The 15,277-nt window shown below is 72.4% G+C and carries 9 protein-coding genes; 4 read left to right on the forward strand and 5 right to left on the reverse strand.

Going from position 1 to position 15,277, the window contains the following annotated elements; translation table 11 throughout:
• Nucleotides 1–223: 223 nt before the first annotated feature.
• Nucleotides 224–1,813, forward strand: coding sequence for a hypothetical protein (locus EL245_RS11665; protein ID WP_126383336.1), 1,590 nt, complete (start codon nt 224–226; stop codon nt 1,811–1,813).
• A 352-nt stretch (nt 1,814–2,165) separates the two neighbouring features.
• A complete protein-coding gene (locus tag EL245_RS11670) occupies nt 2,166–4,073 on the forward strand; it encodes a DUF6541 family protein (RefSeq protein WP_126383338.1) in 1,908 nt (635 codons plus the stop codon).
• 121 nt (nt 4,074–4,194) lie between these two features.
• On the opposite strand, the gene rfbB is transcribed toward EL245_RS11670, so the two are convergent.
• Nucleotides 4,195–5,190, reverse strand: a complete 996-nt coding sequence (rfbB, locus tag EL245_RS11675; protein WP_126383340.1) for a dTDP-glucose 4,6-dehydratase — start codon at nt 5,188–5,190, stop codon at nt 4,195–4,197.
• A gap of 391 nt (nt 5,191–5,581) precedes the next feature.
• Between rfbB and EL245_RS11680 the strand changes: the two genes are divergently transcribed.
• On the forward strand, nt 5,582–7,771 hold the full coding sequence (locus EL245_RS11680; protein ID WP_126383342.1) for a peptidoglycan recognition protein family protein: 2,190 nt from the start codon (nt 5,582–5,584) through the stop codon (nt 7,769–7,771).
• 96 nt (nt 7,772–7,867) lie between these two features.
• Nucleotides 7,868–10,675 carry a DUF7657 domain-containing protein gene (locus EL245_RS11685; protein ID WP_126383344.1) on the forward strand — a complete coding sequence of 936 codons (2,808 nt, stop codon included), beginning with the start codon at nt 7,868–7,870 and terminating at the stop codon, nt 10,673–10,675.
• Between the two features lie 56 nt (nt 10,676–10,731).
• On the opposite strand, the gene EL245_RS11690 is transcribed toward EL245_RS11685, so the two are convergent.
• The 4 genes from EL245_RS11690 to EL245_RS11705 form a co-directional block, all read right to left on the reverse strand.
• The gene (locus EL245_RS11690; protein WP_126383346.1) at nt 10,732–11,673 is read right to left on the reverse strand and encodes a lysylphosphatidylglycerol synthase domain-containing protein; all 942 of its coding nucleotides are present in this window, start codon (nt 11,671–11,673) and stop codon (nt 10,732–10,734) included.
• Nucleotides 11,670–12,812: a glycosyltransferase family 4 protein gene (locus tag EL245_RS11695; protein WP_126383349.1), complete on the reverse strand. Its 1,143-nt coding sequence runs from the start codon at nt 12,810–12,812 to the stop codon at nt 11,670–11,672. Before EL245_RS11695 ends, EL245_RS11690 begins: the two co-directional genes overlap by 4 nt.
• A complete protein-coding gene (locus EL245_RS11700; protein WP_126383351.1) occupies nt 12,809–13,804 on the reverse strand; it encodes a glycosyltransferase family 2 protein in 996 nt (331 codons plus the stop codon). Before EL245_RS11700 ends, EL245_RS11695 begins: the two co-directional genes overlap by 4 nt.
• A 111-nt stretch (nt 13,805–13,915) precedes the next feature.
• Nucleotides 13,916–15,238, reverse strand: a complete 1,323-nt coding sequence (locus EL245_RS11705) for a UDP-glucose dehydrogenase family protein (protein ID WP_126383353.1) — start codon at nt 15,236–15,238, stop codon at nt 13,916–13,918.
• Between the last annotated feature and the right edge of the window lie 39 nt (nt 15,239–15,277).

Raw genomic sequence — 15,277 nt, forward strand, 5'->3', positions numbered from 1 at the left:
GCGAGGTCATGACCCCACCCGAGCTCTTGAGCGCGATTCCGCTCGTGCGCGGCTCGGTACGCGATGACCGGCAACCGGTGAGGAAACCGTGACACGGCCGAGGCTGACGGAGGCGGGATGGGACGGTAGCGTGTCCCACTGACACCATGAGTCACACCAGTAACAGGAGTTCTTTGTCTGCGGCTGGTGCCCCCACCTCCCGCCCGTCGACGAAAGGACGCCGATGCGTCGCCTCCCCCTGGTCGTCCTCACCGTGCTCGCCACCTGCCTCGTCACCCTCCTGGCCCCGGCAGGCGCGCCCGCCCCGGCCTCGGCCGCCGAGGCGTGCACAGCAGGCGACCGCTGCTCCTTCTACCTGGCCAACTCCTGGCGCCCGGGCAGCGCGGACATCGCCTTCGCCGTCGGCGGCTCACCCGCCACGGCGCTCGTGGGGGACTGGGACGGCAACGGATCGGACACCGTCGGCCTGCGTCGGGCCAGCGTCCTCACGCTCCTGAGCGCGAGCCGCACCTGCGCGCCGACCACCGGCCTGGCCTACGGGCGCCCGACCGACACGGTCCTCGTGGGGGACTGGGACGGCAACGGCACCGACACCCCCGCGGTGCGCCGTGGCAACGTCTACCACCTGAGCAACTCCCTGACAGGCGGGGCCGCCGACGCGATCGTGGGATACGGGCGCGCGGGGGACGAGGTCTTCGTCGGGGACTGGGACGGCAACGGCACCGACACCCTCGCGCTGCGCCGCGGCAACGTCTTCTACCTCAAGAACTCCCTGGGCTCAGGGGCGGCCGACGTCGTGTTCGGCTACGGGCGCGCTGCCGACGAGATCCTCGTGGGGGACTGGGACGGCAACGGCACCGACACCCTGGCCGTGCGCCGGGGCTCGCAGTGGCACATGCGCAACGACCTGCGCTCGGGGCCGGCCCAGCAGGTCGTCGCCTACGGGCGCCCGACCGACACGGCGCTCGCGGGGGACTGGGACGGCAACGGCACCGACACCCCCGGGGTCTACCGCGGCGCCCGCGCGGAGACCACCTGCCAGACAGGTGCGGCCACGAACCCCGGCGCCACCCCGAGCGCCGCCCCGCCCCCCGCGGGCGGGCAGGGGGGCAGCGCCTCCTTCACGGCGGGCACGATCATCTCCGACGCGGAGTTCTTCAACGCCGGGGCGATGAGCATGGAGCAGGTCCGCGCCTTCCTCGTCGAGAAGAACCCCCGCTGCACCCCCGCCGCCGACGGGACCGCGTGCCTCAAGGACTACCGCATGACGACGCCGACGCTCACCTCGTCCTTCTGCGCCCCCTACCAGGGGGCGGCCGGTGAGGACGCGGCGACCATCATCTCGAAGGCCGCCACAGCCTGCGGGGTCAATCCCCGGGTCCTGCTCGTCATCCTGCAAAAGGAACAGGGACTGGTCACCGCCTCCGGCTCCTCCCTCACAGCCGCCCGGTACTCCAAGGCGATGGGATTCCGCTGCCCCGACGGGTCCCCCTGCGACCCGACATACGCCGGGCTCGCCTCCCAGGTCTACTACGCCGCCTCCCGGCTCGTGCAGTACGGGGCCCAGCCCACCTCCTTCCGCTTCCGGGCCGGGGGAACCTACGAGATCGCCTACCACCCCACCGCCTCCTGCGGCTCGTCGAGCGTGACGATCACCAACCGGGCCACCGCGGCGCTGTACAACTACACCCCCTACCAGCCCAACGCCGCCGCCCTGGCGAACATGCAGGGATCGGGGGACTCCTGCTCGAGCTACGGCAACCGCAACTTCTGGCGCTACTACCGCCTCTGGTTCGGGTCGACCGGGGTGTGACCCCCTCGTCCTGTTGAGGTTGCGGGCCACCGGCCCCGGTCTGACTGCCTGGGACCCGGACCCGCCAGCCGGCGCCCGGACGCCCTCGTGCTGAGCGTGTCAACGAACACCGCTCCGACGGTGTCGATCGTTCTGCCGACGTATTCCGCGAGCACCCGGTGCATTTCGTCGCTGGAAAGCAGAATGTCAGCGCTGACAAGCCGGATCGTGCTCCAGTCGCAACATGTCGGGCCATGACGTCGTCGGTGCAGCGCTTAGCATGCGAGTGCGCGCCCGGACGAGCACGGGAGCGCCTACTCCCCGGCCAGCGTTCCCGAAAGGCCTATTCCCGATGACTTTATGGATCGGGACCATGGCGACGTGCGTCGCTTTCCTGGTCCTCCTCGTCCTTCCAGGCGCGAGCGTCGTGGCCGCCTTCACCTCCCGCAGCGGCGTCGTCCTGGGGGCCGGCCCTGTCGTCACGGTGCTGCTCACGGCGGTCGTCACGCTCGTCATGCCCCTCCTCGGAGTGCCGTGGACCTCGGTGACCGGTGCCGCGGTGCTGGCCTGCGCGTGCGCCGTCTACCCCGTCCGTCGTCTCCTGGCGGCTCGGCGCTCGGGTCCGAGGCACCGGGCCCCGAGCTGGGCCGGGGTCCAGGACGTGGCACGCACGGCGCTGGTCTGCCTGGCAGCGGCGCTGCCGGCCATGGTCCTCCAGGTCGGCGTCCTCGCGCGCTCCATGCGCCGCCCCTACGCGATCCTGCAGAACCACGACGCGATGTTCCACCTCAACCTCATCGAGGAGATCCGGCGAACAGGGGACGCCTCGACGATCAGCGCGGCGACCTCCCTCAACGGGGGGCGCTTCTACTCGGCGACCTTCCACGCCCTGACCGCGATCCTGCCCGACGCGATCTCCACCCCCTTGGCCTTCAACATCGCGCTCGTGACGATCGGCGCCCTGCTGCTGCCCTTCCTCACCGCCCTGCTGCTCCACGAGCTCGGCCAGCCCTGGTGGGTGCGCGTCCTCGGGCCGCTCGCGGCGATGACGACGATGTGGGCACCCGCGCTCCTGCTGTACTTCCACAGCCACGCCGCCGCGGGCCTGTCGATCGTGCTCGTGCCCGGTGCCCTGGCCGCCCTTGCGGCCGCCGGTCAGGGGCCGGGCTCCCGGCGTGGCGTCGTGGCCTTCCTGGCCGTGCTGTCGGTCGCCTCCCTGACCGCCGCCCACCCGGGGGGAGGGCAGTGGATGCTCATCGTCCTGTGCGTGCTCGGTGCGCTCGAGGCACTCAGAAGCGCGGTCTCGCAGCGCTCCCGCAGCCCACGCCGGGCCGCACGCGCCGTGGCGGCAGCCGCCCTCCTCCTCGTCCCCGTCCTCCTCATGCCGCTCGTGCCCCTTCTGCGGGACATGGCCGCCTTCCCCCGCGCGCCGACGACACTCGGCCACGGCCTCGCCCAGGCCCTGCTCCTGGCGCCGATCGAGGCGGTACCCACGACCTACCTCCTCCTCGTCGTGCTCGCGGGCCTCGGTATCGCCTCGATGCTGCGCGCCGGGGCGTGGCGGCTGCCCCTCGTCTGGCTGGTCAGCGCTCTGCTCGTCGTGCTCATCTCGCTGCCCACCGGACCGTGGTCGGCGCTTGTCGGCGGGTTCTGGGGTGACGACAGCCGGTACCTCGCCCTGGAGAGCATCGTGGTCGGCGTGCTCGCGGCCATCGGTTGCCGGGCGGTGGTCGACCCGGTCCTCAGGTGGGTGCGCGACCGCCCCAGGAGGCGGCTTCCCGCGGCAGTCGCGCCGGTGCTCCTCGTGGGGCTCGTCCTGGGCGGCCTGCTCGTGGGCAACGAGCGGTGGATCACCCGGGGCTACCAGGACAGCGCCCTCGTCCACCCCGCCTGGGTCTCCGACGCCGAGATGGACCTCATCGTCTCCGACTCCGCCGACCTGTTCGACGGCGCGGTGGTCTACGGGGTCCCGAGCTCGGGGGCGGGCCTGGTGCCCGTGCTCTCGGAGGGCTCGAGCCTGTTCCGTCTCGAGGGCGGCGTGACGGGCGGGGCCGAGCGCTACCTGGCCTCGGCCTTCAGCTCCATCCTGTCGGATCCCGAGGTCTGTCGCGTGATCCGCGGTGAGGGCGGCACCCCGCTGTACTACGAGGACGAGAGCCTCCCCCAGGCGGACTTCGAGGCCCGCTACCCCGGCTTCACCGAGGTCGACACGAGCGAGGGCTTCGAGCTGGTCGCCGTCCTCGACACCGCGGTCATCTGGCGCATCACCGCCTGCGAGTAGGGGTGTGCCCGCAACGACGCCGGCCGGCCCGTTGACGTGAACGGGCCGGCCGGCGTCGGTCGCGGGTCCTAGCGGGTTCCGCGGGGTCTCTGAGGGGTCGGGCGAGGGGTCGGGCGAGGAGTCACTGTCCCTGGGCGGCGTACTTGGCCTCGACCTCCGCCTTGAGCGGGCGCCACCAGGACTCGTTGTCGCGGTACCAGTCGATCGTCGCCTGGAGCCCGGAGCGGAAGTCGGTGAACCGCGGGGACCAGCCGAGCTCGGAGACGAGCTTGGAGTTGTCGATGGCGTAGCGCATGTCGTGGCCGGGGCGGTCGGCCACGTGCTCGTAGTCGTCGGGCTCGTGGCCCATGAGCTCGAGGATGAGCTCGACGACCTCCTTGTTGTTCTTCTCGCCGTCAGCGCCGATGAGGTAGGTCTCCCCGATCCTGCCCTTCTCGATGATGTCCCACACGGCGTCGTTGTGGTCCAGGACGTGGATCCAGTCGCGCACGTTCTCCCCGGCACCGTACAACCGGGGGCGCACCCCGTCGATGAGGTTCGTGATCTGGCGGGGGATGAACTTCTCGATGTGCTGGTAGGGGCCGTAGTTGTTCGAGCAGTTCGAGATCGTCGCCTCGACGCCGAAGGACCGCACCCAGGCCCGCACGAGCAGGTCGGAGCCGGCCTTGGAGGCCGAGTAGGGCGAGGAGGGGTTGTAGGGGGTGGTGGGAGTGAACTTCGCCGGGTCGTCGAGCTCGAGGTCGCCGTAGACCTCGTCGGTGGAGACGTGGTGGAAACGCACCTTGTGACGGCGCACGGCCTCCAGGAGGGTGAAGGTGCCCACGAGGTTGGTGCGGACGAAGGGGGAGGGGTCGCGCAGGGAGTTGTCGTTGTGGGACTCGGCTGCGAAGTGGACGACGACGTCCGCCTGTGCGACGAGCGGGTCGACGGTGTCGGCGTCGGCGATGTCCCCCACGACGAGCCGGACCCGGTCACCGAGGTCGGCCAGGGATCCCTCGTTGCCGGCGTAGGTGAGCTTGTCGAGGACGGTCACCGTCGCGTCGGGGTGGCGCACGAGGGTCTGGTGGACGAAGTTGGCGCCGATGAAGCCGGCACCGCCGGTGATGAGGACGTTCATATGGAGGCTCCGTGGGTGGGGGTCGGTGGTCGGTCAGGCGCGATGCAGCCCTCGTACCGCCGACATCATGCCACAGGCCCCCTCGACCCGCCCCGGCCCGGTGCGGCGGGGGGCTCCGCGAGACGGCCCCCGGCGGGCCCGGGCCGAGCCCGACCGTCCGCCGGCCGGCTGAGGTCGGCACCAGCGCGTCGCGCTCATCCGTCCCGCGCCTGCACGACCGCGGTGGCACGCGGCTCTGGGGGATGACACCGGTGTGGTTACGTGAGCCTGGTCAAAGCCGGCTCCGTGGAACGGTGAGAGGGAGTACTGTTCCCACTGACCACATTCGTCACACACGCACCACTAGCCCCCAGGTGTTGCGTGTCCTCATGCCCTTGTGAAAGGAGTCCCGATGTCGGCCTCCCGACTTCTCCGCCTCGCAGCAGCAGTGCCGCTGCTGGCCGCGGGTCTCGTTCCCACCGCCCTCGCCCAGGAGGACCCGGCCCTTGAGGAGGGCCCGGTCCAGCTCCTCGAGCTGACCACCCCGCAGGGCGAGGTCACCGAGGCGGCCCAGGCAGGTCTCGACGGCGCCGCTCAGGACGGTGGCGCCGCTCAGGACGGTGCGGCCGGGACCGCGGACGGCACCTCGGTCGTGCCGGCCCGCGCCGAGCTCCTTGCCGGGCTCGTGGCCCCGGCGGTCGTCGGCGGCGTCGACCCCGAGGCCGACGCGGTCCTGCTCACCGAACCCGTCGAGGTCGATGACTTCCTCGTCGCGGGCTTCACCTGGACGGGGAGCCTGCCCGAGTCCCTGAGCGTCTACCTGCGGGTCCGTGAGGACGGGACGTGGTCGCAGTGGTTCCTCAACGAGCCCTCCGGTGCGGGGCGCGACGACGCCACCGGGGTCGCGGGCACCGAGGAGTTCATCACCGGCGGCGCCGACGCCGTGCAGGCCTCCGTCGTGGGGGACGCGGCCGACCTGCCGGCAGACCTCACCCTCGCCCTCGTGCCGGGGCAGCCCGTGGGCGAGGAGGTCCTCGACGTCGCCGACCTGCCCAGCGCCGAGGCCGAGCCCACAGGGGTCGCCCAGGACCCCGCCGCGGCCGACGAGGCCACCGCTGCCACCGACATGGGCACCCCGGCCCAGCCCCTGCCCGAGCAGGAGACGCAGGAGGAGGGTCAGCAGGGCGAGCAGCCGACCAGCACCCAGGGCGCGAGCCCGCCTGCGGGCACGAGCGCCGGCAGCTCGGTCAACCCGTCCCTGCCCACGATCCTGGCGGCCACGACGACCGCCAACGGTCTTCCCGTCCCCGTGCACACCCGGGCCGAGTGGGGAGCGAACTCCGCCTACATGACCTGGACGCCCAACCACGTCGCGGCCTCCCACGTCGTCGTCCACCACACGGCAGGGACGAACAGCTACACCGCGAGCCAGTCCGCCTCGGTGGTCAGGGGCATCTACTACTACCACGCCGTCACCCTGGGCTGGGGGGACATCGGCTACAACTTCCTCGTCGACAAGTACGGGCAGGTCTTCGAGGGACGCTCGGGCACGCTCAACGCCGCCGCGGGCAAGATGGTCGTGGGCGGGCACGCCTACGGCGCCAACACCGGGACGATGGGCATCTCGATGATGGGCACCTACACCTCGGTCAGCCCCTCCTCGGCCCAGGTGACGGCGGTCGGCAAGATCTCCGGCTGGTTCCTCGCCCGCGCCGGCGTCTCGAGCGCCACGGGGTCGGCCTCCTTCACCTTCCGCTCCTCCGACAAGTACGCCGCCGGCCAGACGATCTCCCTGCCCAGGATCACCGGCCACCGCGATGTCGGCCGGACCGCCTGCCCCGGGGACGCCGGCTACTCGACCCTGGGTCAGGTCCGCTCGACCGCGCAGAGCCAGATGTCGAGCGGCTCAGCGACCCCGGCCTCGACCACGCGCACGATCTACCTCAACGACTCGTGGAGCGCGCAGGCCGGCACGGTCTTCCGGTACGGGCTGTCGAGCTCGCTCATGCTCGCGGGGGACTGGAACGGTGACGGCGTCACGACCCTGGCCCGCCGCGACGGTGCCGTGGTCGGGTTCCGCAACACCAACACGACCGGGGAGTCGCTGCGCACCTTCATCTACGGCGAGCCCACCGACCAGGTGCTCGTGGGGGACTGGGACGGCAACGGCACCGACACCCTGGCCGTGCGCCGCGGCAACGTCTACCACATCAAGAACTCGATGTACGGGGGAGCGGCCGACGTCGCCGTGGCCTACGGACGGGCCACCGACGAGGTCGTCGTGGGGGACTGGGACGGCAACGGCACCGACACCCTGGCCGTGCGCCGCGGCAACGTCTACTACGTCAAGAACTCCCTGGGCTCGGGCGCGGCCGACGTCGTCGTGGGGTACGGCAGGGCAGGGGACGTCGTGCTGACCGGCGACTGGGACGGTGACGGCAAGGACACCCTGGCCGTGCGGCGCTCCAACACCTACTACGTCAAGAACACGATGACCGCAGGAGCCGCCGACATCACCCAGCCCTACGGCCGTCCGTCAGATAGTGTCCTCGTGGGCGACTGGAACGCCGACCGCAGGGACACCCTGGGGGTCGCCCGCTGAGCCGGTGGGTGCCGTTGGTCGAGCCGCCCGCAGGCGGCTCGACCAACGGCACCGCTCTTCCATCAGTCCGTTCACGCAAAGAAGCCCCGTCCTCCCATGCCCGTTCCCCGCCGTCCCCGTCTCCAGGTGCCCGAGCGCCTGGCCCGCCTGCGCCCGGCCGAGCGCTGGGACCTGGGCCTGGCCTACCTCGGGTGGTGCCTCCTGGCGGCCTTCACCCTGGCCGTCGTCGCTCCCGGCCTGCTGCCCTCCCGTGTCTTCCTGGCCACCGACCTCCTGTCGTACTTCGCGCCGTGGAACGCGACGCTGCGCGACCTCGAGCCCACGAACCTCCTGCCCTGGGACACGGTCGACAGCGCGGCGCCCATGGCCGTCCTCATCGCCCAGGCGGCCCGCGAGGGCGACCTCGCCCTGTGGGACCCCTACTCCAACGGGGGCTCGGAGCTGATGTCCCTGCCCAACTCGGCCATGCTCTCTCCGCTGTCATGGGCCTGGTGGCTCCTGCCGGCACGCATGGCGCCGGCCATGGTCAAGATCACCGAGATCGTGGCGATCGGGATCGGCATGCACCTCCTGCTGCGCCGGCGCCTCGGCCTCGTGCGGGCCGCGGCGCCCCTGGCGGCCCTGGCCTATACGACGAGCGGCTTCATGCTGGCGTGGACGAACTGGCCCCAGACGCGGGTGGCGGCCCTCGTCCCCCTCCTGTTCTGGGCGGTCGACGGGATCGCCACCGGGCGCAGCCGATGGCGGGTGGTGGCGCTGGGCCTCGTCGTGGGATCGATGCTCCTGGGCGGCTTCCCCGCACTGCTCGTCTACTCGGTCTACGCCGCGGTGCCCTACTTCCTCGTGCGGGTCCTGACCACCGGGGGCCGCTGGCGCGAGGTGCTGCGCGGCCTGCTCGGCTGCGCCGCGGGCCTGGTCCTGGGCGTGGGCCTGGCCGCCGTCCAGGTCCTGCCCTTCGTGCGGGTCATGAACGGCTTCGTCGACTTCGCGGACAGGGCCTCACGGTCCTCGGCCTCCCTGCCCTCCCAGTCCCTGGCCTCCTCGCTGACCGCCACCCTCCTGGGAGCGCCGGACTCGATGGAGAGCGCGTGGCTGGCCCATCCTGTTGAGAGCCTGTCCTACGTGGGTGTGGGAGTCCTCGTCCTGGTGGTGGCCGCGCTGCTCATCGGCGCGCGAGACCCGCTGCCGCGCGGACTCGTCCTCTACGCCGCCTCGGCCCTCGTCCTGGCCGGCTCGGCGGTCTACTACGGCGGCCCCGTCCTCGCGGCGCTCCAGGAGCTGCCCGGCATCTCGACCAGCCCGATCGGCCGCGTGCGCGTCGTCATCGGCTTCCTGACCGCCGTCCTTGCCGCATGCGGCCTGCACGCGCTGCTCGCGCCCGTGGCGCTGCGCCTGAGGCGCCATTCCTGGCGGAGCCTGGGGACGGGGGCCGTGCGGGTCGGGCTCGCAGCGCTCATCGTCGTGCCTGTCGTGTGCGAGACCGCCTCGGCCGCCGGGCAGGTGGCTGAGGAGGGCTCCTCCGCGGCGGCCGACGAGCTGCGCACCGTGTGGATCGCCCTGGCGCTCGTCGCACTGCCCCTCCTCGCGGCCTGGCTGCGGCCGGGGCGCCGGACGACCGCGCTGGCCGTCGCCACGAGCCTGCTCGTCACCGCGGTGACAGGGACCGGGGTGGCCAGCCGCTGGTGGTCCCTGAGCGATGTCCGCGCCTTCTACCCGAGCACGCAGACCCACGCCCTCCTCGACGCCGACCTCGGGCAGGACCGCTACGCCTCGGTCAACCAGACGATGATGCCCGGCACCTCGACCGCCTACCGGCAGCGCGCCCTGACCGGGCACTCCTTCCTGTCCCCCGAGTGGAGAGAGCTCTTCGAGACGGCCTTCCCGGGCTACTCGCACTCCGCGACCTACAGCGCCCTGCCCTTCGGGATCCTGGCCGAGAGCCAGCCCACGGGGGTCCTCGACCGCTACGCGGTGCGCTACGTCGTGCAGTCCGGAGCCGACCTCGTCCCGGGCCTGCGCGAGGAGCCTGCCGCCGCGCAGCGCCACCTCGTCCTGTCAGAGTCCTCAGGGAGCCTGCGTACGACGAGCCTCACCGGTCCCTTCCGAGGGATCATCCTGGACTGCTCGGGCTACGGCGGGCTGCGCGCGGACCCCGGGACGCTGTCGTTGTCGATCGTCGACGACCTCACCGGAGAGGTGATCACGCGCACCGAGGGCACGATCCAGGGTGCCCCGGGGCAGGCGGGCATGCTGCTCCTTCCCGGCGAGGACGTCGACCCCGCAAGGAGCTGGCACGCCGAGCTGAGCCTGTCCGGCACCTCGGCGAGCCTGACCCTGGGGGCGCAGGATTCGGGCGAGGTCAACCTGGGGGTCCTGCGCGCAGGTGACGACGGCCTCACCCTCGTCCACTCCTCTGACTCGGTGGTCTTCGAGCGCGAGACGGCGCTGCCGCGGGTGCGCTGGGCCTCCGAGGAGGTCGTCATCGAGGACCCGACGTGGCGCATCCACTCGATGAACACCGGCGCCGTCGACGCCGACACGGTGGTCCTGGAGTACCCGGAGGCGGCTCGCGGTGTCTCCGGCTCAGACGCCACGGTGACGAGCAGGGACCTGAGCACCGACGCCATGGAGGTCGAGATCAGCTCCGAGGGCCCGGGCTGGGTCGTCATCGCCGACCCCCTGCGCGACCGCGGCTGGCAGGCGGTCCTCGACGGTCAGGAGGTCGAGCTCGTCGAGGCCGAGCACGCCGCGGTGGCCGTCTACGTGCCCGAGGCGGGCGAGCACGTCCTGCGCCTCACCTACGCCCCGAGGACCCTGGTCCTCGGAGCGGCGGTCACCGGCGTCTCGTGGAGCCTGATCATGGCGGCGGGGATGGTCGAGGTCCTGCGCCGACGCCGAGGCTGAGAGACCGATCGTCCTCGCCTCGCCCGGCCCCGTCGCAGGGCCTGAGTGCACCGGCCTCAGCGACCCCCGCTCCCGCCCCGGACCGGCCGGCGCCGCACGAGGACGATCCCGACCGCCCCCGCCAGCAGGTCGGCGACGGTCAGCGCCAGGCGCGAGGCCAGGACGACCGCGACGACGCCCCCGGAGGACAGGGTGCCCGCCAGGACCAGACCGAGGACGGCCTCGCGGACCCCGGCACCAGCCGGGACGACGACGACGAGGAAGCCGACCGTCCACGCCAGGGCGTAGCCGCCCACGCACAGCACGAGGGCGGAGGCAGACGCGGCCATGCCCGTGCCCACCGCCAGGACCCACACCTGGAGGCCCGCCACGACCCAGGCGGCCAGGGTCCAGGCCGCGCAGGCGCCCACCGCCCGCCATCCCAGCGGCGCCTCGAGGGGCGGGCGGCCGGTCGCCCGCAGAGCCAGCCCCAGGATCCGGTTGAGCACCGGTGGCAGGAGCACGACGACGAGCACCGGCAGCGCCAGGACGCTCAGGCCGTAGGTCCGGGCGACCTGCGGGGGAGCGAAGGGCATCGTGCCCGCCGCCAGGGCCAGTCCCGTCACGGTGGACACGACGACCGTGACGACCATGACCGACACCGAGCGCCGCCGGGGGATGGCGTGGTCGGCCCCCATCTCGGCGGCCGCCAGCACGTTCCACACCCCTCCGGGAAGGTACTTGCCCAGCTGGGAGACGAAGAACACCGAGAAGGCCGTGCGCAGCGGCAGGCGGGTGCCGGCACCCGCCAGCAGGGAACGCCATGCCAGCATGGTGAGCAGGACGTAGCCGCATCCGGCGGCCAGGGCGCCCGCCGCGGCGGCCGGACCCATCGCGGTGACGGCCGCACGGACCTCCTCCCACTGGGAGGCCACCGCCCACACCGCTGCGACGAGCGCGACGACGAGGAACCCCAGCCTCACCGGGGTCGAGCGCAGCGCGGCGGCCAGCCGGCTCACCGCTGCCCTCCCCGGTCCCGGGAGCCCAGCCCCGCCACAAGAGGTGCGACCACCCGCTCGGGGGTGTAGGCCAGCGCGGTCCGCGAGGCACCCTCCCAGGCCCGCGCCAGGGCCCGGGGGTCGGTGGCGAGCACCTCAAGGGCCTCTGCCAGCGCTCGGGGGTCGCCCGCCTCGACGAGCACCGCACCGTCGCCCAGCGCCCTGCGCTGGGCAGCGGTGTCGGAGGTGACGACTGCGCAGCCCGCGGCCATCCCCTGGAAGACCTTGTTGGGCACGACGTCCCTGGCCTTGGGGGTCGTGCCCATGATGCCCAGGCACACGTCGTGGGAGGCCACGAGCCCCGCCAGGTCGTCGGCCGCCACCCAGTCCACCCAGGTGACCGGCACCCCGCGCAGGATCTGCTCGCACTGAGCCCGGTCCTGGCCGGAGCCGATGATCGTGGCGCGCACCGGGGCACCGCGCTCCGCCAGCAGCCGCAGCGCCTCGGCGATGGTCGGTGCGCCCTGCAAGGGGGTGAACAGGCCGAAGAACACGACCGACAGAGGACGGTCGTGGTCCCGCCGGGGCTCGCGGTGCCCGTCCGCCGCCTCACGGCCCGCCTCGTACCACGACCGCGGCGCGCCGACGGGCACGACCACCGCCCGCCGAAGGGGGCCGGCAGCCAGCTGGGCCGCGTGCTCCTCGGTGTCGAGCACGACGACGTCGGCGGCGCGCGTGGCCAGGGCGTCGAGGACCTCGAGGAGACGGGCGCGCAGGCCAGCCTCCCCCCGGTCCCGTGCGGTGCCCGCGGCAAAGATGAGGTGGTCGAGGGCGATCGTCGTGCGTGGGTACAGCGCCCGGGCCAGCAGGACGTCGAAGTGACCCATGTACCCCACGAGCACGGCCTCGGGGGCCCGCTCCCCCCGGAAGCGTCTGCTGCCCGCCGCGAGCCTCGCCCAGCGCGACGCCAGGCGGCCGGCGAGCACCGGCAGGCGCCAGGGCTGCTTGAGGATCGCCACCCGCTCGGCCGTGCTCAGGCCGAGCGGGAGGTCGAGCTCGCGCACCGTCCACCCCGGGGTCGCGGCCAGTCCCTCCAGGAGGACCCCGACCCGGGGGTGCGCGGCGACGTCGTAGGTGCCGAATGCCAGGACACGTCTCACGGGCGGGGCTCCTCGTCCTCGCCCCGGTCCCCGCCGGGTCCCGGGGCGTCGGTCCGGCCGTACTCGATGCCCTTGATGCGCTCGAGGGTCTCCTCGAGCAGGACCCTGTTCGTGCGCTGCAGGTCGGCGATGACGAGCAGCGCGATGCTGAGCAGCGCCCCGACGAGCATGAGCGTGCCGAACAGGAGGGACTGGATGTGACCGCCGTCGGCGTCCATGAGCCACAGGACGCCGAAGCGCAGGAACGGGATGAGACCGATGACCCCGAAGGCCGCCGCCATCGAGCCCAGCACGACGTGGGGCTTGAACATGAGGTAGGAGCGGGTGATCGCCTGGGCCGACTTCGCCATGTGCTGGAAGATGTTGGAGAACAGCCGGGACTCGCGGGTCTTGGGGTTGGTGCGGATCGGGACGCTCACGATCCGCAGGCGCTTGTTGCCTGCCTGGATGATCGTCTCCATGCAGTAGGAGAACTGGGTGACGACGTTGAGCCGCACGAGCGCGTACTTGGAGTAGGCCCGGAAGCCTGAGGCCGCGTCAGGCAGGGCGGTGCCCGCCGCGTAGTTGACGACCTGCGAGCCCAGGTGCTGCATGCGCTTCTTGAACCACGAGAAGTGCTCGATCTGGGCCGTCTGCCGGTCAGCGATCGCGATGTCCGCCTCATGGCGCACGAGCGGGGCGACGAGCTCGCCGATGTACTCCTGCTTGTACTGGTTGTCGCCGTCGGTGTTGACCACGATGTCGGCGCCGTGAGCCAGGGCGTAGTCGACCCCGTCGCGGAAGGAGCGTGCCAGGCCCATCGTGCGCGAGTGGCTGATGACGTGGGTCACTCCCCGCTCGCGGGCGACCTCGGCGGTCCGGTCGGTCGAGCCGTCGTCGATGACGAGGATCTCGACCTCGTCGACGCCCTCGATCCGCCGGGGGATGGTGTCGAGCACGAGAGGCAGGGTCCCCTCCTCGTTAAGGCAGGGGATCTGTACGAAGAGCTTCATCGGTGTCCTGAGCGGGCCCCACCGCTGCGGGCGAGGGGAGGGTACGGGGCGGTGCCGTGGGCGCGGGCCGGCGGTCCGGGCAGCGCGTCGGCGAGAGGCCCGCCGGGGGGATCACCGACGGCCGATGCCAGTGTAAGCCCAGCCCGCAGCCTTCCAGGCGGATCGGTCCAGGGCGTTACGACCGTCGATGACCACCGGCGTGCGCACGAGCCCGGCGGCCTCGACCGGGTCGAGCGTGGTGAACTGCCGCCACTCGGTGCCCAGGATGACGAGATCGGCGTCGGCCAGCGCCTCCTGGGTCGTGGCTGCGACCTCGTAGGGCAGCCCCTCGCGGCCGGCCAGCAGCGGGCCGGCCTCGGGGTCGACGACGACGACCGAGCCCACCGAAGGGGCCAGGTCGGCCGCGACGTCGAGGGCGGGGGAGTTGCGCATGTCGTCGGAGTCCGGCTTGAAGGCCGCCCCGAGCACCGCGACCCGGGCGCCACCCGGCTCCGGGCCCAGCAGGCCGAGCGCGGTGTCGACCACCGAGCGGCGCACCGACTCGTTGACCTTGTCCACCTCGGCCAGGAAGCCCAGGGCCTGGCCGACCCCGAGCTCGGCGGCGCGGGCCTGGAAGGCGCGGATGTCCTTGGGCAGGCAGCCACCGCCGAAGCCGATCCCGGCGCGCAGGAAGCGCGAGCCGATGCGCTCGTCCATCCCGATGGCCGCCGCCAGCGCCGTCACGTCCGCCCCGACGGTGTCGCACACCTGGGCCATGGCGTTGATGAAGGAGATCTTCGTGGCCAGGAAGGCGTTGGCGCTGATCTTGACCAGCTCGGAGGTCGCGTAGTCCATGACGAGCCTGGGCTTGCCGGCTCGCAGGATGGGGGCGTAGACCTCGTCGAGCACGGCCTGGGCGCGCTGCGCGGTCCCCGGGTCCTCGGGCAGGCCGTAGACCATCCGGTCGGGACTGAGGGTGTCGTCGACGGCGAAGCCCTCGCGCAGGAACTCGGGGTTCCACACGAGCGCCGCCCCGGTGGGGTCGATGGCCTGCGCCAACCGGGCCGCGGTGCCCACCGGAACCGTTGACTTGCCCGCGACGACCTCCTGACCGTCGGCGCAGTGCCCGAGATGGGGCAACATGGCCTCGACCGCGGCGTCGACGTAGCTGAGGTCCGCGGCACCGGAGGGGGACTGGGGGGTGCCCACCCCGATGAAGTGCACCTGCCGGCCGCGCACGGCGCCGGGGTCGGTCGTGAAGCTCAGGCGGCCGGCGGCCACGTTGCGCTCGAGGAGCTCGTTGAGACCGGGCTCGAAGAAGGGGGCCCGGCCGCGGGCCAGTGCCTCGACCTTGGCCTCGTCGACGTCGACGCCGATGACCTCGTGTCCCATCTCCGCCATGGCCGCCGCGTGGACGGCACCGAGATATCCGCATCCGATCACTGTGAGACGCATGCCAGCCAGCGTATACGCTTTGCGCTGCCTGTGAACCTT

Source organism: Actinomyces howellii, from assembly GCF_900637165.1.
Classification (GTDB): domain Bacteria; phylum Actinomycetota; class Actinomycetes; order Actinomycetales; family Actinomycetaceae; genus Actinomyces; species Actinomyces howellii.

What these genes read in the sequence shown, in the direction of transcription:
- EL245_RS11680 (WP_126383342.1), top strand. Translation starts at nt 5,582, where the DNA reads ATGTCGGCCTCCCGACTTCTCCGCCTCGCAGCAGCAGTGCCGCTGCTG.
- EL245_RS11705 (WP_126383353.1), bottom strand. Translation starts at nt 15,238, where the DNA reads ATGCGTCTCACAGTGATCGGATGCGGATATCTCGGTGCCGTCCACGCG.
- EL245_RS11685 (WP_126383344.1), top strand. Translation starts at nt 7,868, where the DNA reads ATGCCCGTTCCCCGCCGTCCCCGTCTCCAGGTGCCCGAGCGCCTGGCC.
- EL245_RS11670 (WP_126383338.1), top strand. Translation starts at nt 2,166, where the DNA reads ATGGCGACGTGCGTCGCTTTCCTGGTCCTCCTCGTCCTTCCAGGCGCG.
- rfbB (WP_126383340.1), bottom strand. Translation starts at nt 5,190, where the DNA reads ATGAACGTCCTCATCACCGGCGGTGCCGGCTTCATCGGCGCCAACTTC.
- EL245_RS11700 (WP_126383351.1), bottom strand. Translation starts at nt 13,804, where the DNA reads ATGAAGCTCTTCGTACAGATCCCCTGCCTTAACGAGGAGGGGACCCTG.
- EL245_RS11665 (WP_126383336.1), top strand. Translation starts at nt 224, where the DNA reads ATGCGTCGCCTCCCCCTGGTCGTCCTCACCGTGCTCGCCACCTGCCTC.